General features: G+C 67.5%; 17 protein-coding genes and 2 pseudogenes. 4 read left to right on the top strand and 15 right to left on the bottom strand.

Going from position 1 to position 17,590, the window contains the following annotated elements; all coding sequences use genetic code 11:
• Window positions 1-852 precede the first annotated feature (852 nt).
• Entirely contained in the window at window positions 853-3,882 is a 3,030-nt protein-coding gene (locus tag NRB20_RS28760; protein ID WP_153414505.1) for an alpha-mannosidase, read from the top strand.
• 108 nt (window positions 3,883-3,990) lie between these two features.
• Here the strand turns inward: NRB20_RS28760 and NRB20_RS28755 are convergent, their stop codons facing one another.
• The gene (locus tag NRB20_RS28755) at window positions 3,991-4,776 is read right to left on the bottom strand and encodes an acyl-CoA thioesterase domain-containing protein (RefSeq protein WP_153414503.1); all 786 of its coding nucleotides are present in this window, start codon (window positions 4,774-4,776) and stop codon (window positions 3,991-3,993) included.
• 125 nt (window positions 4,777-4,901) lie between these two features.
• Here NRB20_RS28755 and NRB20_RS28750 point away from each other — a divergent pair, with 125 nt between their 5' ends.
• Both NRB20_RS28750 and NRB20_RS28745 read left to right on the top strand, forming a co-directional pair.
• Window positions 4,902-5,339, top strand: coding sequence for a MarR family winged helix-turn-helix transcriptional regulator (locus tag NRB20_RS28750; protein WP_319945518.1), 438 nt, complete (start codon window positions 4,902-4,904; stop codon window positions 5,337-5,339).
• Window positions 5,340-5,495: 156 nt separating this feature from the next.
• Window positions 5,496-6,680, top strand: a pseudogene (locus NRB20_RS28745) (MFS transporter); the annotation flags it as partial.
• Window positions 6,681-6,724: 44 nt separating this feature from the next.
• Here the strand turns inward: NRB20_RS28745 and NRB20_RS38530 are convergent.
• From NRB20_RS38530 to NRB20_RS28730, 3 genes are all read right to left on the bottom strand, one after another.
• Window positions 6,725-8,029 (bottom strand): alkaline phosphatase family protein, encoded by a 1,305-nt coding sequence (locus NRB20_RS38530; RefSeq protein WP_153414501.1) that lies wholly within the window; start codon window positions 8,027-8,029, stop codon window positions 6,725-6,727.
• A gap of 67 nt (window positions 8,030-8,096) precedes the next feature.
• Window positions 8,097-8,924, bottom strand: a complete 828-nt coding sequence (locus NRB20_RS28735) for an aminoglycoside adenylyltransferase domain-containing protein (RefSeq protein WP_319945517.1) — start codon at window positions 8,922-8,924, stop codon at window positions 8,097-8,099.
• 78 nt (window positions 8,925-9,002) lie between these two features.
• The gene (locus NRB20_RS28730) at window positions 9,003-9,680 is read right to left on the bottom strand and encodes a hypothetical protein (protein ID WP_153414498.1); all 678 of its coding nucleotides are present in this window, start codon (window positions 9,678-9,680) and stop codon (window positions 9,003-9,005) included.
• 18 nt (window positions 9,681-9,698) lie between these two features.
• On the opposite strand from NRB20_RS28730, the gene NRB20_RS37725 reads away from it, so the two are divergent.
• Window positions 9,699-9,863, top strand: coding sequence for a hypothetical protein (locus NRB20_RS37725; RefSeq protein WP_194290041.1), 165 nt, complete (start codon window positions 9,699-9,701; stop codon window positions 9,861-9,863).
• Here the strand turns inward: NRB20_RS37725 and NRB20_RS28725 are convergent.
• The 11 genes and pseudogenes from NRB20_RS28725 to NRB20_RS28680 form a co-directional block, all read right to left on the bottom strand.
• A complete protein-coding gene (locus tag NRB20_RS28725; RefSeq protein WP_406603887.1) occupies window positions 9,846-10,532 on the bottom strand; it encodes an arsenate reductase/protein-tyrosine-phosphatase family protein in 687 nt (228 codons plus the stop codon). The genes NRB20_RS37725 and NRB20_RS28725 overlap by 18 nt on opposite strands.
• Window positions 10,533-10,828: 296 nt before the next feature.
• Window positions 10,829-11,212 carry an alpha/beta fold hydrolase gene (locus NRB20_RS28720; RefSeq protein ID WP_153414496.1) on the bottom strand — a complete coding sequence of 128 codons (384 nt, stop codon included), beginning with the start codon at window positions 11,210-11,212 and terminating at the stop codon, window positions 10,829-10,831.
• Window positions 11,158-11,304 (bottom strand): annotated as a pseudogene (locus NRB20_RS39675) (alpha/beta hydrolase); the annotation flags it as partial. The gene NRB20_RS28720 and the pseudogene NRB20_RS39675, both read right to left, overlap by 55 nt.
• A complete protein-coding gene (locus NRB20_RS28715; RefSeq protein WP_319945515.1) occupies window positions 11,301-11,798 on the bottom strand; it encodes an oxygenase MpaB family protein in 498 nt (165 codons plus the stop codon). The pseudogene NRB20_RS39675 and the gene NRB20_RS28715, both read right to left, overlap by 4 nt.
• Before the next feature lie 250 nt (window positions 11,799-12,048).
• Entirely contained in the window at window positions 12,049-12,162 is a 114-nt protein-coding gene (locus NRB20_RS39385) for a hypothetical protein (RefSeq protein ID WP_319945520.1), read from the bottom strand.
• Window positions 12,149-13,360 (bottom strand): NADH-ubiquinone oxidoreductase-F iron-sulfur binding region domain-containing protein, encoded by a 1,212-nt coding sequence (locus NRB20_RS28705; RefSeq protein ID WP_227833958.1) that lies wholly within the window; start codon window positions 13,358-13,360, stop codon window positions 12,149-12,151. Before NRB20_RS28705 ends, NRB20_RS39385 begins: the two co-directional genes overlap by 14 nt.
• On the bottom strand, window positions 13,357-13,923 hold the full coding sequence (locus NRB20_RS28700; RefSeq protein WP_153414490.1) for a ferric reductase-like transmembrane domain-containing protein: 567 nt from the start codon (window positions 13,921-13,923) through the stop codon (window positions 13,357-13,359). The genes NRB20_RS28705 and NRB20_RS28700 overlap by 4 nt, the downstream gene beginning before the upstream one ends.
• Window positions 13,920-14,903: an FAD:protein FMN transferase gene (locus tag NRB20_RS28695; protein ID WP_153414489.1), complete on the bottom strand. Its 984-nt coding sequence runs from the start codon at window positions 14,901-14,903 to the stop codon at window positions 13,920-13,922. The genes NRB20_RS28700 and NRB20_RS28695 overlap by 4 nt, the downstream gene beginning before the upstream one ends.
• Complete coding sequence (locus NRB20_RS28690) at window positions 14,900-15,202, bottom strand: hypothetical protein (RefSeq protein ID WP_153414487.1); 303 nt, start codon at window positions 15,200-15,202, stop codon at window positions 14,900-14,902. Before NRB20_RS28690 ends, NRB20_RS28695 begins: the two co-directional genes overlap by 4 nt.
• A 93-nt stretch (window positions 15,203-15,295) precedes the next feature.
• Window positions 15,296-16,519 (bottom strand): oxygenase MpaB family protein, encoded by a 1,224-nt coding sequence (locus NRB20_RS28685; protein WP_153414485.1) that lies wholly within the window; start codon window positions 16,517-16,519, stop codon window positions 15,296-15,298.
• 114 nt (window positions 16,520-16,633) lie between these two features.
• Window positions 16,634-17,494, bottom strand: coding sequence for an oxygenase MpaB family protein (locus NRB20_RS28680; RefSeq protein ID WP_153414483.1), 861 nt, complete (start codon window positions 17,492-17,494; stop codon window positions 16,634-16,636).
• Window positions 17,495-17,590 lie beyond the last annotated feature (96 nt).

Here is a 17,590-nt window from a genome sequence, read left to right as displayed (position 1 = left end):
ACTGACTCACCGAAAGGGTGCTCCTGCAACTGCCATATTCGAACCTAGACAACTCGAATTATCGCAGGTCAGAGCACCCTTTCCTCATACCGACACACGGTGTCGGAATTCCGGTGAATGCGCGAGGCTAGCCTGGATCTTGCGCCGGGCCTGCGGCCCGGCGTGATCGGGTTCGGATTGGTTGTTTGCCGCTGATCAGCGGCTTTCGGGCAATCTTGGGTGGCCCGGTCGGCGGGATGGATCGCACCCACCCACATCGACCCCACCCGCACCCCACGCGTCAACCACCGCCACCACGCCGCAGAACTCCTCGCCCAGATCGTCGCGCGAATCCATACCCGCCGGGAACGAGAACGCGCGGCGCACCAGCGTTGGCTACGGGAACGAAAACCCGGCGACCTCGCCGCCTGACCCCGGGGCATCACCACCTACCCCGAGGCATCACCGCCTGCCCCGGGACATCACCGGCTCCCCCGGGATATCACCCGGCTACCCCAGGGGCATCGCCGCCTGGTCAGGGCGATCGAGACTTTGCGGGACTGCGAATCGTCGCCACGGCAGGATGGAAGAGGCTCACCAGTGCGACGCCTACGGCCGACGTGGACTCGATCGGCTGCATGAATTCCAGCGAGCGGCTCGTGAGTTCCGAATCGACGCCCTGGTCCGCGAGATCCACTCCGGCGCAGACGACAGACGCGCGAGACACCCGCCCACGACCGGTACCGGCACACTCCAGCCCCGGAACCCGCACGCGCCCTCCGGAATTCACCGCACCGCACGGAAAGTTCACCATCTTCGCTGACAATGGGGACGCAGCTTCGTCACGTCCCCGGTCCGATGGGAGCCAGCGTCATGCACGATGACCGCCTGTTGATCGAAGGTCGCCTCGCGCGCGTCCTCGCCGAACGAATCGTTCCGGCGATTCACGCGGAGTCCAGGCCACTGGCCGCGAGTGTGTGGGTCGCGCCCGGAGAGCCGGTGCCGGTGGCCGAGGGGATTGCCGCGCCGCGTACGCCGATCGAATCGGGTGCGCGGTGGGGTGCGCCCTGGGGAACGAGTTGGTTGACCGTCGAAGGGGCGGTGCCGGTGGAGTGGGCGGGGCGGGTTGTGGAGGCGGTGATCGATCTCGGGTTCGATTCGGGGATGGCCGGTTTCCAGTGCGAGGGGCTGGTGTATCGGGCGGACGGGTCGCCGGTGAAGGGGTTGCATCCGCAGAACAGTTGGGTTCGGGTGGCCGCGCCCGCGGTCGGGGGCGAACGGGTGCTGCTGCATGTCGAGGCGGCGTCGAATCCGATGGTGCCGTTTCCCGGACCGACGCCGCTGGGCGATCGGACCACCGCCGGTGACGAGCCGCTGTACCGGTTGGGGCGGCTGGAGCTGGCGATCTTCGACGAGGAGGTCTGGGAGCTGGTCCAGGATCTCGAGGTGCTCGGCGAACTCATGCACGAGATGCCGGACAATCCCGCGCGACGTTACGACATCGCCCGCGCCATCGAACGCGCCCTGGACGCCATCGATCTCCAGAACGTGAACGCCACCGCGTCCGCCGCCCGCGCCTGCCTGACCGAGGTGCTCGCCGCCCCGGCCGTTCCCTCCGCGCACACGGTCTGCGCGGTCGGACACGCGCACATCGACACCGCGTGGCTGTGGCCGCTGCGCGAAACGGTCCGCAAGATCGCCCGCACCACCGCCAACATGTCCGCGCTGCTGGCCGACGCACCCGAATTCGTCTACACGATGTCCCAAGCGGCGCAATACGATCTGCTCGCCCGGCACCGGCCGGAGATCTACGCGAAGGTGCGCAAGGCCGTGCAGGAGGGCCGGTTCGTACCCACCGGCGGTATGTGGGTCGAGGCGGATACGAACATGCCGGGTTCGGAGGCGATGGCGCGGCAGTTCGTCCACGGCAAACGTTTCTTCCTCGAGGAATTCGGCACCGAGATCCGCGAGGTGTGGCTGCCGGACACGTTCGGCTTCGCCGCCGGGCTGCCGCAGATCATTCGCGCGGCCGGATGCACCCGGCTGCTCACGCAGAAGATCTCCTGGAGCCGCACCAACCAGTTCCCGCACCACACCTTCCTGTGGGAGGGTATCGACGGCACCCGGATCTTCACCCATTTCCCGCCCGTCGACACCTACAACTGTTCGATGATGGGTCGCGAAATCGCCCATGCCGCACGCAATTTCAAGGACAAGGGGCGCGCGTCGACCTCGCTCGCGCCGACCGGCTTCGGCGACGGCGGCGGCGGGACGACGCGCGAGATGATCGCCATGGCCGCCCGCATGCGAAACCTCGAAGGTTCGCCGAAGGTGGTGTGGACCGATCCCGCCGACTTCTTCGACCGCGCCGAGGCCGAATACACCGACCCGCCGGTGTGGGTGGGCGAGCTGTATCTCGAACTGCATCGCGGCACGCTGACCAGTCAGGCCGGCACCAAACAGGGCAACCGGCGCAGTGAACATCTGCTGCGCGAGGCCGAGTTGTGGGCCGCCACCGCGACGGTCCGCACCGCCGCCGAGTACCCGTACGAGGATCTGGACCGAATCTGGAAAGTGGTGCTGCTGAACCAGTTCCACGATGTGCTGCCCGGATCGTCCATCGCCTGGGTGCACCAGGAGACCGAGCAGGCGCACGCCGAGGTGGCCCGGGAACTGACCGCGATCATCGAACAGGCGCAGTGGACGCTCGGCGGCGAAGAGGCCGGACCGAACCTCTTCAATCCCGCACCGCACGAATGGTTTTCGATCCCGGCGGGCGCGGCGGGCCCGGCGCAGCCGCACCACCCGTGTGTGGTGACCAAACGCGCCGAGGGCGGATATGTCATGGACGACAGCCTGATTCGAGTCGAGATCGACGCATGCGGCCTCGTCGTCTCCGCCTTCGACCTCACCCGCCAACGCGAAACACTCCCGCCGGGCGCGACCGCGAACCTGCTGCAACTACACCCCGACCTGCCCAACGAATGGGACGCCTGGGACGTCGACCGGTTCCACCGCAACCGCGTCACCGACCTCACCGACGCGGATTTCCTTGCTGTACAGCCGGATTCACGATCAGGCGCAGTGGTGCGGATCGGCCGCTCGTTCGGCTCCTCCACCGTCGAACAGACCCTGTCCCTGCGCGACGGAGCCCTGCACATCGACACCGGCGTGGACTGGCACGAGACCGAGAAATTCCTGAAACTCGCCTTCCCCCTGGACATTCACGCCGACCGCTACGCCTCGGAAACCCAGTTCGGGCACATGTTCCGCCCGACCCACACCAATACCAGTTGGGAATACGCGCGTTTCGAGGCGTGCAACCACCGCTTCATCCATCTCGCCGAACCCGGCTGGGGCGTCGCCCTGGTCAACGACGGCACCTACGGCCACGACGTCACCCGCACCGTCCGCCCCGACGCCGGAACCACCACCACCGTGCGCGCCTCCCTGCTGCGCGCACCCCGCTTCCCCGACCCGCACGCCGACCAGGGCCCACATCGCTTCCGCCACATGCTGATTCCCGGCGCGAACATCACCGACGCGGTCCGCGAGGGCTACCGCGTCAACCTGACCACCCCGCGTCGCGGCGTCGCCACCCCCGTCGCCCCGCTGTTCACCATCGACAACGACGCCGTGGTCGCCAGCGCGATCAAACTCGCCGACGACCGCAGCGGCGATATCGTCCTGCGCGTCTACGAGGCCGACGGCGGCCGCGCCACCGCCCTGATCACCCCCGGATTCGAATACTCCGGCTTGCAGCTCTGCGACCTCCTCGAACGCCCTGTCCCCGAGGATGTTTCAGCCCACACCGAAGGAGACACCGGAGTCCGCCTGCAACTCAGGCCCTTCCAGCTGGTCACGCTCCGCTTCACCCGGACTCCGGCGCAAGGCGCCCACTGAACTGCGGCCCGAGGCACTCGGCATCGGGCCGCACGCCCAAAAGCCCCGCACCTCAACCGAATCCGGCGCGAGACCGCTCCCGCGACCGATCGAGCCCGCGGCGAGCGACTACTTGTCGCCCGAAAAGTCGATCTGCGCAGCGGCATTCGACACCGCGGTAACCATCCCCGTCCCGATCGGCCCGCTCGAATCGAACAACGTCGCCGTCCCGACCGACAACCCATTGGCCGTCATGTGCGTCTCGGCGTGCAGACCGATCCGATCCCCCACCGGCAACCGATCCAGCGCGACAGTCAGATCCGCGTTGATGTACCCGACCCCCTGCGACCCCCAGTTGGTCACCAGACTCGTCGACTCCGCGGCGATCACCGCCTGCACGAACGGACTCCGCTCCTCCCCCTCGACCGCGGTCAATGGCACGATCCACAGACTCTTGCGCCCGGAGTTCTGATGATCGGCCATGCTCGTGGACCACTCGTGGTCGCTGCGATGCCACCAGTCCAGACCCGCGTCGGCCGGCGGGTCGAACGGATGCTCCGAATGCCATTCGTCTCCCGGCGGCGCGTCGGTGGCACGCAACTGCACCAGCCGCGCCTCGGCGACCTCCACCTCACCCTGCATCACCTTGGCCGCGGTCACGTGCACCCGACGTCCCGCGCGCACCACCTCGGTCCGCACCTCGAGCGGCTGCCCCTTGGCCGCCTTGAACAGATCGATGGTGAATCGCGCCGGCACGAACCCGTCCAGACCGTGCTCGCGCTCGAGTGACCGCGCCGCCGCCGCGCAGACCGCGGGACCGTTGAGCATGTCCGCTCCCCAACGGCCGTACGCCCACTTCTTCGGGACGTAACGCCCATCGTCGTCGACGGTGAACATGGACGGCATATCGCTCATGTGTCCCATATTCCCGTATCGCCGAATCGCGCTTCACCCCGGACCGGGCCCGACCAGGGTTCCGAGACGTGGGTCACCCGCCACCGAAATTAACTTAGACACCCTAATGAGGTAAACTAATAAGCGTGGGTGGAAGGATTTCCGAGGACGATCTCGCCACGGTGACCACGCTTCGGGCGTCGGTCATGCGGCTGGCTCGCCGCCTGCGTCACCAACGGGTCGAGCACACCCTGAGCTCGACCGAGATGCAGGTCCTGGCAACACTTTCCCGCACCGGCCCGGCGACTCCGGGTGAGCTGGCCCGTCAGGAACACGTCCAGCCGCCGTCGATGACCCGGATCATCGCGCTGCTGGAGGACAAGGGGCTGGTCCGGCGCGACCCACATCCGCAGGACCGGCGGCAGGTGCTCGTCATCGCCACCGAGCCCGCCGCGGAGATCTTGGAGCAGAGCCGTCGACTGCGGGACGCCTGGTTGGCGGACCTGGTCGGCGAGCTCACGGAGGAGGAGTGGGCGCTGGTGCGTTCGGCCGCTCCGGTGCTGGAACGTCTCGCGCAGCTGTGACTGCCGAACGTCCGGAACCGCGACCGAGCCCATCGCGACCCGGAGAGGCAGTACGTGAGATCGAGCGACACCGACGAGAAGGACCCCACCCACAACACCCCGAACACTGATCCGGACTCCACCGACCTGGTGCCGCCCAGCCGCTCGCGTGTGGGCATGTTCACCTCCCTGCGAGTCCGCAACTACCGCTATTTCTTCCTCGGCCAAGTGGTTTCCAATACCGGCACCTGGATGCAGCGCATCGCCCAGGACTGGCTGGTCCTGAGCCTGACCGGCAGTTCCTTCGCCGTCGGCATCACCACCGCCATGCAGTTCCTGCCGATGCTGCTGTTCGGCCTCTACGGCGGGGTGATCGCGGATCGCTTCCGCAAACGCCGGCTGCTGATCCTCACCCAGGCCGCCATGGGGGTGCTGGCCGCGGTGCTCGCGGTCCTCACGCTGACCGATGCGGTGCACGTGTGGCACGTCTACCTGCTGGCCCTGCTGCTGGGCATGGTCACGGTGGTGGACAACCCGACCCGGCAGACGTTCGTCTCGGAGATGGTCTCGCGCGGGCAACTGCGCAACGCGGTCAGCCTGAACGCCGCCAACTTCCAAACCGCCCGGCTGATCGGACCCGCGGTGGCCGGTGCGGTGATCGCGGCGGTCGGCTCGGGCTGGGCCTTCGCGATCAACGCCCTGTCCTTCGCCGCGGTGATCGGCGGACTGCTATTGATGCGGCCCAACGAATTACACATCATGCCGCGCGTGCCACGCGAGAAAGGCCAACTGCGCGAAGGGCTCGCCTATGTGCGGGCCCGGCCGGAACTGATCTGGCCGATCGTGCTGGTCGGCTTCATCGGGACGTTCGGATTCAACTTCCCCACAGTGCTTTCCGGCTTCGCGTACGACATCTTCCACATCGACGCCGGGCGCTACGGTCTGCTCAATACCGCGTTGGCGGTCGGCTCGCTGGTGGGCGCGCTGCTGGCCTCCCGGCGCGGCAAGATGCGGTTGCGGATGATCGTGTTCGCGGCGGTGGCCTTCGGGGTGCTCGAATCGGTGACCGCGTTCGCGCCGGAGTACTGGGTGTTCGCCGCTGGGTTGACCATCGTGGGGCTGCTCGGGATGACGTTCAACACCTCGAGTAATTCCATGGTTCAGCTCGGTACCGAGGCGGCGATGCGCGGGCGGGTGATGTCGCTGTACATGATGGTGTTCACCGGCGGCACGCCGATCGGCGGACCGATCGTCGGCTGGGTGACCGAGCGGTTCGGGCCACGGATCGGGTTGTTCGCGTGTGGCGCGGTGTCCGCGTTGGCGGCCCTCGTCGTCGCGCGGATTCTGGCTCGCCGCAGCGGATTACGGCTGCGGGTTTCGCGGCACGGTGTCGAGTTCGTGCCCCGTCAGTCTGCGGTCGCGCGCGCTGAGGTTGCTTCGACGGCGGTCTCGAAGGTAGCTCCGGCCGGAGTTCCGGAAGCCGTTGCGGTGACGGTCACGGAGGTCGCTCCGGCTGAGGAACCCGAAGTCGCTCCGGCCGCGGTGTCGCGGAGTGCTCGGGCGGCGGTTTCGCGGAGCGCTCCGGTGGTGGTGATGAGCGGGACCAACTGTTCGTCGGCGGTCCATGCGCCGTGATGTCCCAGCAGCGTCGACTCGAGCGGTTCGCGTTCCGGGCGCACCAGGACGGTGCCGCCCCGGGCGACGGCGATCAGGTCCCCGATGCGGGCGGTGATGATCGCGTCGGTCGGGGTCGGGCCGAACCAGTGTTCGTCCAGGGCCTGTTCGCGGGTGACAACCGTTGCGTGCGTGGATAATCCGCCGGACCAGCAGTCGTGCGCGTCGGTGCGGGCGGCGGGGTTGTCCAGGTAGATGTGCCGTACCCGCGCTTCGCCGCCGATGAGCCGGACGTCGCGGTGCAGTTCGGACCGGGCGTCCAGGTCGATGACGTTGTCCGCCAGGATCATTCCGTGATCACCGGTGATCAGCAGCGAGCACGTCGCGGGCAGTTCGCCGAGCAACTCGGCCACGCAGGCGTCGACCTGACGCAGCATCGCCAGCCACTGCGGCGATTCGGGACCGTGCAGATGTCCGGTCGCGTCGAGATCGGCGAAATAGGCGTAGGTGAAACGGGATTCGACGCCGGGATGCATCGCGGCCGCGAGGATGCCCGCGCGTAATTCGTCCAGTGTCGCGGCCGGGTGCAACGTTCCGGGGGCGCGGAAAGCGGCCCGGGTGAGTCCGGAGTCGCGCTGGTAGGCCGGGACCACGTAATGGATCTCGATGCCGTGCGCCGCGAGATCCTGCAACCGGCTCGGCCGCTGCTGCACGGTCTCGGGCGGATGGGTGGACATGGCGTCGTCGCCGGTGGCGGTGTCCAGACGCCAGCGCAGGGCATTGAGCAGACGCGGGCCGTCGACGTCCGGGACGGCGAAGGTGTAGCCGATGACACCGTGCGTGGCGCACGGTGCGCCGATCGCGAGGCTGGTCAGGCTGGTCGCGGTCGTCGCGGGGAATCCGGCGGTCAGCGTGGTGGCGACGTGGGCGGCGAGGGTGGGTGCGACGTCGCGGTGGCGGGCCAGCAGTTCGGCTCCCAGACCGTCGATCAGCAGCACCACGACGTCACGGTGCGGGACGAGGCCCAGCGGGTCGGCCGCCGCGATCCCGAAGGAGGCGGCGACGGACGGCAGGATATCGGCGAGTGTGTACGTCATCGTGGTCCATGCTGCCCGATCGGCCGCGCCGACGCCCGTATCCGCCTGTCCCGCAATCCGGCCGCGTTCAGCTCGGGTCTGGCACGTCATCCGCGGATTCGCATTGTCGACCGACCGTTTCCTCAACCACCTCGCGTACCCAGTTCAGAAACTCTCGCACTTGGTCGGGCGGCAGGTCGGACGCCTCCGCGCGCGGTCTCTCGAAACTGCGCAACGCACTGCCGACAATCAGCCCGAAGTCCGGCTCGGATTCTGAAATCACCTGCCCTGCACGATATTTCGCCACCCATCGACCGGTACGGCAGAAGACGACCGCCCGGCAACCGTTGAGCACCCGATTGTCGCTCATATGCCCGGCATCCCGCGCCTGGTCACGCACCGAATCCAGCACCGCCGCAAGCTGATCCGCACGCGCGGGCGCGGCCAGCACCTCCCGCACCGGCCTCCCGAACAGCAGCCGCCCCGACTGGAACCCGATCGCCCGATCGATGACGAACCAGAACGCCGGTGACTCCGACGAATCGAACGACACCTGATACCGCAGCAGCGGCCCGGTATTCAGATTCAACCGGAATCCGGCCACACCGGCGGGCCTCGCCGCGAAATCGGCGTCGTACAGCACCAGCTCCAAACCCGCTGCGGGACAGGGCAGATCCGTGAGCGAGTCCGCCAGCTCCCGCACCGCGCGGTCCGGCAGCGACGGCTCGACCACGACGTTCACATCGACATCACTGCGCCCGTGCCGGTAATCCCCCAGCGCGATCGATCCCACAGCGAACACGCTCACCAGACGCGATCCGCACACCGCATCCGACCGCCGCACCAACTCGGTCAGATAGGACCGCAATTCGGCGGGTACGGCCGGCGGATCGGCAAGACGGTCAGCCCTCGGCACAGCATCACCTCTCACATTGCGCGACAACGGATCACGAGCGACCGGGTCGTGGGACCCGAGTGCGCACGCGGTGCCGGATCACGGGTGCTCGGCATCGGGGGCCGGTGGGATATCGATCGGGATCTCGCCGCCGAGGTGGTATCCCTCGTTGAGCCGCAACGTATCTCCGCTCCAGAACCGGCCCGGGTCGTACCAGTTCGCACGACGCTCGGGCAGCAGACCCATCGACTGATAGGTCAGCGCCACGACCTCCGCGCAGTACGCGCTGCTCAGATCCTGGCCCGGCACCGGATCACCGTGCGCCACACGCCTGCTGTCCCGCACCCGCGCCAGCCGCCCGCCGAACCAGCGCGCGGCCAGCGTCGAGGTCGACGGGAACGGCAGCCCGTCCAACCGGGCCACCGTGCGCAGCGCGGCGTCCTCCATCTCGTGGGTCACCGGACGGTCGAGCTGGCGCAGCCACGCGCTCTGACCGTAGCGATGCGCCCACACCAGCACCGCCTCGCGCAGATCGTGCAGTTGCGCGCCGCGCTGATGCTTGCCCGACCACATGTCCGGCAGCGATCTGCCCAGTTCGGCGTGCCAGATCAGCACCGGCAGATCGTCCACCGCGATCACCATGCCGACATGATTCACCGGACTGTTCGTGGTCATCCGGATCGCCCGGTCCGCCGCCGAATGTCCCCGGAACAACCACAGATCCCCGGTCCTGGTGAGCTCGAGAGCCCGGTCCAGGTGGATGCTCGTACCCGCCATGACAAGTAGCCTAGGCATATGCGGTGGTGGAAGGTACTGGGTTTGGCGGGCGCGGCGGGCGTCGCGGCCACGGGTGTGGTGATCGTGCGCGCGGAACGCAAACGGCGTTCGTACACACCGGATCAGATCCGCGACCGGCTGCACGAGCGGGTCGCCGAACTCGATTCAACAGGCGATCGGTAGATCCAGGCTCGCCAGCAGATCCCTTACGCGACGGTCGATCTCGTCGCGGATCGGCAGGATCTCGGTGACCGACAGCCCGGCCGGATCGTCCACGATCCAGTCCTCGTAGTGGATGCCGGGCACCAGCGGGCACATGTCCTCGCAGCCCATGGTCACGATGATGTCGGCCGCGCGGATGATCTCGTCGGTCCAGCTCTTGGGGAACTCGTGGGAGATGTCGATCCCCGCCTCGGCCATCGCCGCGACCGCGCCCGCGTTGAGCCCGCCGCTCGGCTCCACCCCGCCGGACCAGGCCAGCGCCCGGCCCTGCGCGTAGTGCTCGAAGAAGCCCAGCGCCATCTGCGAACGTCCGGCGTTGAACGTGCACAGGAACAGCACCACCGGAATCGCGTGCTCGATGCGTCCCTCGACGCGGGCCCGCGCGTACAGCCGCTGCCGCGCGAACCGCTCGGCCAGCAGCGGCAGATACAGCTGCACCGACGCCTGGGTGCCGAGTTCGGCGTAGGAGTCGAAGAGGTATTCGTGAATCGTGTTGGCCTCGAACAGGATGGTGAACTCGCAACACAGCCGACGTTCGGCACGGGCCAGCGCCGTGCTCTGGACGATGTCCAGCAACCGGTACGCCGGGGTGATCTCGGCGTATCCGTTCCCGTGGTTCCGTTCGGGTATGGCCACGATATTCACGATCGCATCGGTGCAGCTCGGCGGCAACCGAACTCATGATGAATCCGGTTGAACCTTCCAGCAACGAAAAATCGTACCGGTGACCAAAGGCGCACGGTTTCAAGGTTCTTCGGAGCAATCCGCCCGAAATCCCTTAGCTCAGCTAATCTTTCACCTGGAAATATCGAAGTTCCGAATATCCAAGTAGCCCTGGGTAATTCCCGTCGTCACCGTACCGCATCGGTGACATATCAACGCAACGAATATTTTCCACGCATTTGCTGCGCCCGCACCGGACGCCGCTACGCGCCCGCGGGTCCGATGTACTCCTGGATCAGGTCGCCGACCACCTCAGGCTGTTCGAGCTGGAGGAAATGCCCCGCACCGGACACCGGGACGATGCGACTCCCCTGAGGCAGCCGACCTCGAACGGCATCGAACAGCTGCGGGCGCAGACAGCCGTCGGACACACCGTGCAGTTGCAGGCTCGGTTGCTGCGGCCGCGCCATCGCATAGTTCTGGAACGCGGCGTGCCGATCCGAAAGCCGGTGCGGCCGTGCGAAACTGCGATAGTAGCCGATCACCGCGCTGCGCTGCGCCGAATCCTGGACGGACTCGGCCAGATACCGCAGATCCTCGCCAGATGACGCCACGTCCAGGCCGTGTCCGGATAGCCGTGCAGGCACAGCGCCAGGGGTGCGCCCGGGTCGCCCCAGGTCAAGGCGTGAATCCGCACGTCATCGAGGTCGAAGGTCCGCCGACCGGCCGTCGCGCTCACAACTCCCCCTCACTGCCGCCGAAGATCTGCCACCCGACCACCACACTCACGACTCCACCTCGCCGATACCCGCGCCCGGACGTCACGCCCCTCCCGCACGGCCGTACTCTCGCCACTGCTTTCGACAATCTGCGGCCTCGATTCGGGAGGGGCTCTTCCATCTCGTAGCGCGCCTGACGCACGTAACGAGCCCGCCGCGGCGTCACCGAGAGGCTCGCACGCACCCCGGCGGCATAGGTGCGCAGAGCCAGCCGATCACCGGGTTTCACCTCGACGCCCAGCAGCTCACGCGCGGCCGGGTACTGCATGGCCCGCACCGCACCGTCGGGTATCGACCGCACCGACCACCAGTCCGGCCGCAACACCTGGCCGACGAACCGCTCCCCTTCGGGCGTCATCCGCAACCGGGTCGCACACGCCTCATCGAGATATGCGACACCGCACGCTTCTTGTGCTGCCACAGGCCCGTGGTCGCATGCCGTTAGGTGGATCACTGCCCCTGCGAGAACTCGGGCCCGCCGGATATCCCGACGGGCCCGAATCCTCCTGCCCGAACTCAGGATTCGATATTCCGCAGGGCGACCGGGCCCGCACTACCGAACCCCGAGGATCCCAGGTCCAGCTGGTTGAGCAGGTTCTGAATCGCGACCCAGAAATCCATCTGTGTACTCCTTGTCTACCGTCCGCGACCGGGGATCGGCCGTGGATCTGTTCACTGCGAGCCGCGCCGATCGGCGCGGAATTTCATCGCCGCCAGCGCAACGCGCGCGACGGACAGAGTTTGATCGCCTCCGCGGCGAGCCCCGGATCGGGGGCGGCGTCGCGGAGTATCGGATATCCCCAGTCATCGAGATCGATTGCGCCGGATAGGATGTGGGCGCAGATCCCGTGTCCGGTGCAGGCGATGCGATCGACGGTGAGCAGGCTGGTATCCGAGGGTGCTGCGGTGCCGAGCAGGCGGTTCATCGCTGACATGGTGACGTCCTGAGGATGTGACGGGTAACGACGTTTCGGTGGACGGCGAGCGGGTGCCGAACACCTCGAGCGCCGAGGTGAGGAATCCGGTGACCCCGTCGGGATAGCCGCACGCACCCCGACCGGACACCTGAACAAGCCTGCGCGACAACCGATCCGCCGTCCCGACGGGCGGCCGTACTTGCAACACACCGCGCAGATCCTCGAGTATCGCGGGCAATCCGAACATGCAGGGCCCGCACTGCCCGGCCGACTCCCCGACCGCATACTCCAGCACCTCGAGCAGATCCGCCCACGGATCGATCCCGGCCTCGATGACCCGCAGCGTCCCGGCCGAGGAGCGAATCCCGTAGCGCGCCAAACTCTCCCGCGACCAGAGCACATCCCCGGCATCGTCGGCGGACAGGAATCCCCCGCCGAGCCCGCCGACCCACACCGCCTGCATCGGCACCGTGAGTCCCCCTGCGCGATCGAGGATCTCACGCAGCGGAACCCCCGCCTCGACCGAATGCACACCCGGCGAACCCACCCCGTTGGCGAGGGTGATCAACTGCGGTCCCGGCTCCTCGAAGGTGCCGAACGCACGAAACCACTCCGGCCCGTTCTCGGCGATCTGCTGTACGCGCCAGACGGTTTCGGCATTGAGCACCAGGGTCGGCGGCAGCTTGCGCCCGTGGGGATCCCGACTCCCCGCGGCCACGGGTTGCGAGCGCATGAGCGGCCGGGCCGGGCCGCCGTATGCCAGCCGCACCAACGCCGACTCCTCCGAGGACACATACCGCGGCGGCACCACGACGGTGTCCACCCGAGCCGCGCGCAACACCGCCAACGTCTCCGAATCCCGGTGTGCCGCAACCCTTACGTGTCTACGCGTGAGCTGCTGCGCGCCCTCCAGCACCTCGGCCAGATGATGCGCGATCACCCAGGCGTCCTTCTCCGAATCCGGCTCGCCGTCACAGGCATTCACGATCAGCTCGGCGTTGTGCCGTTCGGCCAGTTCGAGTTTCACGCCGGTGGCGAATCCGGCCCCGCCGCGCCCGGTGAGCCCGGCGGCGAGCAGTAGTTCGGACAGTGCGCTCATGTCCACTCCTGTGCGGCGATCTCCGCGCGACGACGGGTATCGGGATTGCGCGAGAGCCACCGCCACGCCGCCACGAGCGCCATGGCCGCGCCGCAGGCGACCGCGACCCCGAGCAGCACCGGACTGTCCGGAGCACCCGTGGTCAGCGCGTGCACGATCGCGATCGGCCCCATCGCGTAGGCCAGATAGTGCACCGCCCGCCACACCCGCACCGGCAGCCGATGTCGCAGCAGCGAGGTCAGGTTCAAGGTGAGCAGGATGTCGAATGCGATGGTGCCCAACGCAACCCACTCACGACGGTACCCGGCGGCGAACGGTACGAGCACCGACCACCAACCCAGATGCACATAGGTGTCCACCAGCGCGGTCAGGATGTGCACCGCGAGGAAGACGACCATGCCGAGCGCGAGGGTGCGATGCAGGCCCATCGCCACGGCCGTGGCCGCACTGTGCGGGCGCGGGCGCGCGCTGGTCAGCATGCCCAGCAGCACGATGAGCGTGACCAGGATCAGGCTGACCACACCCGCCGCGCGCGACAGGTACCACAGCCACGGGCTGGTCATGACGCCCGCTGCCGTACGCCACCGGCCGGGGCGGGCCACCCGGGTGTGGTGGTGACCTCGTGTTCGGCGGTGGAAAGCCTTGCGGGAACGCCACGTTCGGCCAGCCAGCCCGGCGCGCGCTCGTCCAGGATGATCGCGGCGGTCGAGGCCGCGTTCGCCTGCACCGCGTCCGGTCCGGCACAGGTCACCTGCGCCCAGCGGGTGCGGGCCGGCCGTCCGGTACGCGGATCGATGATGTGATGCTGGGTGCTGCCCCGATGCGTCCAGGTCCGCAACCGGGTCGAGGAGGTGGCGAAGGCCTGCCCGGTGGAGCGGACCACCTGCTGCACGCCACCTTCCCAATCCTGTACTCCCACAGCCCATCCACCGTCCGGCGGGACACCGCCGGTCGCGATGTCACCGCCCAGGTTGACCAGGAATCCGCCCGCGTAGCGCGCGGCCAGCTCGGTGGCGAGCGCGTCGGCCGCCCACGCCTTGGCACTGGCCCCGAGATCGAGCATCGTCCCGGCGGGAACCGTTACCTGCCAACGCTCTTCGTCGAAGGTCGCCGCCGCACAGGGCGCCGGATCGTCCCCTGCCGGACCCGACGCCCCGGTCGCACCGCGAGCGCGCACGGCGTCGAGATCGTCGTCGTAGCCACACGCCGCCAGCATCGTGCCCAGCGACGCGCACACCAGCCCTTCGGTCTGACGCTCCACGCGCATCGCCGCCCGCAGACACGAACCGAGCGTCCAGCCGACCGTGACCCGCAGCGAGCCACGGTCGTCCGTACGCGCCAATTCCACACTGCGGCAATTGATCTGCCACAGCTCCGAATCGTGCCGGAACCGCGACGCGGCCCGGTCCAGTTCGTCCAGGCGGGCCCGAACCAACCGGGTCGCGAAGGCCAGTTCGCGGGCGTCGGTGCACACGATCACGACGGTTGTTCCGATGGCGGACAACGTCGTCGACGCGCTGACGGCCGCCCGCGTACCGGTCATGACCCGGCCGTGTTCGTGTGCGGTGGCTTCTTCGTGTTCTGCACCGTGGGCGTCGGTGTCCAGGTCGGCTCCGGAGACTGTTGCTCGGTCAGATCCCGTTGCAGTGCAACGGAATCCGACAGCGGTCTCGTCGCGACCCAGACGCCACCGGATGTTTCGGCCGACGCGGTGTCCGCCAGGCCGAAAGTACCTTCCTCCCTGGCCGTTTCCACCGTGAGACCGGCGATCGCGAGGACCGCGGCCACGGAGATGCCGGCCGCGACCCGACGGATTCGCCGCAAATTCTGGCTGTAGTTCATCGGATCTGTCCTTCCGTGCTCGACCACCCGACTGCGGCGGCATACAGACCACGGGCCGATCACCCGTGCGCCGCAGCGGGCGGATGGGGTGAATTACCGGTTGGTCTGGGGGATTTCGATGCTCAGCGGCATCCGCAGCTCGGAGATGTACCACAGGACGAACTGGCGCAGGAACTCGTCGAACATCCAGTACGCGTCCTTGGAGGGCGGCACGACCCCGAGGATGCCCTCACGCACAGCGAGGAACGGACCCCAGCTGAACTGCAACAGCGGTCCCCAGACCGGCTCACGCGGAATGGCCAGCCAATCGGCGATCTTGTCGCCCAGGATGAATCGGGTGAAAGCACCCAGGATCGGCCTGCTGAGCAGGGTCAGATCCAGGTCGGCACCGAGATTCAACAGGTCGTTGGACAGCGCCTTACCCTCCGGCGTGGGCGCGATGATCGGATCCAGCACCTGCGCGGCCTGGATATTGGCCTGATCCCACGACACGGGGATGTACTCGTCGCGGATACCGAGCAGATGCCCGGCCAGTTGCCAACTGTGCAGGTAGCCTTCCGATTCCGCGGCCGGCATGGGGATCTTCCACTCGGTCAGCACACGCATGATGGTGGTGCCCAGGCTGTGCCAGGTGACCATCATGTCGTCCTGGCTGATCGGGATGTGTCCCTTCGGCCAGACCGGCGCGGTCGGCAGCAGATGCCGCACGGCAGCGTGGATGATCCGCGTCTTGACGCAGGTCACGACCATTTCCCCGCCGGGACCGTAGGCGTTGACCGTGCCGATGTCGTACCCGAATTTCGCGGTCTTGGCGATGCGCTCCTTCAGGTGCGACCCCCCACGGGAGTAGTACACCGCGAGCGCCTCGTGCGGGATGACGTTCGCCATCATGCCGCTGGCGAACGCGTACAGCACCCCGAGGTACGTCCCGCGCCGCTGGGTGAACTGGAACGAGTTGGCCAGCTTGCCCTGATCGGTCCACGACGGCAGCTGCCGCGCGTATTCCATGAAGTCACGCAGATTCTTCGGCAGCCCCGCGGGAATCGGCTGATCGTTCTTGATCCACGTCGCCAACAGCCGGTTGACCTGCGGCACATCCGCGTGGTCCATCACGTCGGCGATCACCGGATCGGCTTCCGAGTCCCACACCGTCATCGGGTCCGCGCCCTTGCCGCTACCGAGAACCGAACCGCTGGGCGACCAGGTCCAAGGCTCTGCCCTGACCGTTCGCGCGCCCAGTGCGAGCGCGCCGGCGGCTCCTACGAAACCACTGCCGACCCGCAACGCGTCACGTCTGTTGAGTCCGATGCCATCCATGCCACGTTCCTCTTCGTCGAGTCACTGATACAGAGATACAAAGTGTGCATCTGCGTATCTCTATATCAGCACACTGTGTCTGCCATCACAAGCCGAGTAACCGGATTTTTCCCGCTAGACAAGCGGTTTCCCCTGCGCGTGCCGGGCCCGCATCTCGTGCAGATACGTCTCGAACGGGTACAGCCGGTAGCTCTCCGGTAGCACGGTGAACACCGCGCCGATCGCCCGCATGATCACCTCGAACGCGCGCTGCCGGCCCGGACCCCACTCCATGTCCAGTTCGTCCCGGAACTGTTGCGGCAGATAGCCTGTGGTGAAGAACCGATTCGCCCGCCGGAACAGGGTCCGCTGCACCGCGCCGTACGGCCCGAGATCGACGACCTGCTCGAGCAGGTACCGGCGCACCTCGGCGTCGAAGGACAACGTGCCGACCCGGGAGTCCCAGTACTCCGCGAATGCGGCCCGATCCGCGGGCCACATCTCCGGCCGCACCTGCAACGTGGTGCCGAAGCGCGCGGCCTCGTGATACAGCTCGTCGGCGGATTCCTCGTCGATACCGCCGTACAGGAAGGTCAGCGAATCCAGCGTGCCGCGATACAGGCACGCGGCGACCCACAGCTGCAATTCGGGGTTGAAAGCGTTGTACGCCACCGGACTCGACGCATCCGAGCGGACCTGGCGATGCGCGGTGTTCACCGCCGCGCGATAGGTCTCGCGATCCTCGTCGGTGCCCAGCATCGCCACGGCCAGGTAGGTCAGGGTGGTGCGGCCGCGCTTGCGCGGATGCAGGTCGTAGCGGCCGCTCTCGACCTTGCTCTCGATCACGCCCCGGCCCACCGGCGGCAGCCCCAGTTGCATGATGACGTTCGCCGGGCCGCCCAGCAGCGCCGCGGGACCGGCCATGAACCGCCGCCGCGCGGGCGCGGAGTCGTCGACCGGATCGTTCCGACGCAGGAATCGGGTGGGGAGAGACATGAGAACTCCACGAGTCGATGAGATGATTTTCACACCATCATGTCAGCGCGGATTGCGCCTGACAATGCTCGGGGTCGGGACTCGCGTCTCGGCAAG

Origin of the sequence: Nocardia macrotermitis (assembly GCF_009604405.1) — a bacterium.
Taxonomy (GTDB): domain Bacteria; phylum Actinomycetota; class Actinomycetes; order Mycobacteriales; family Mycobacteriaceae; genus Nocardia; species Nocardia macrotermitis.
This window is presented reverse-complemented; position numbering and strand designations above follow the sequence as displayed.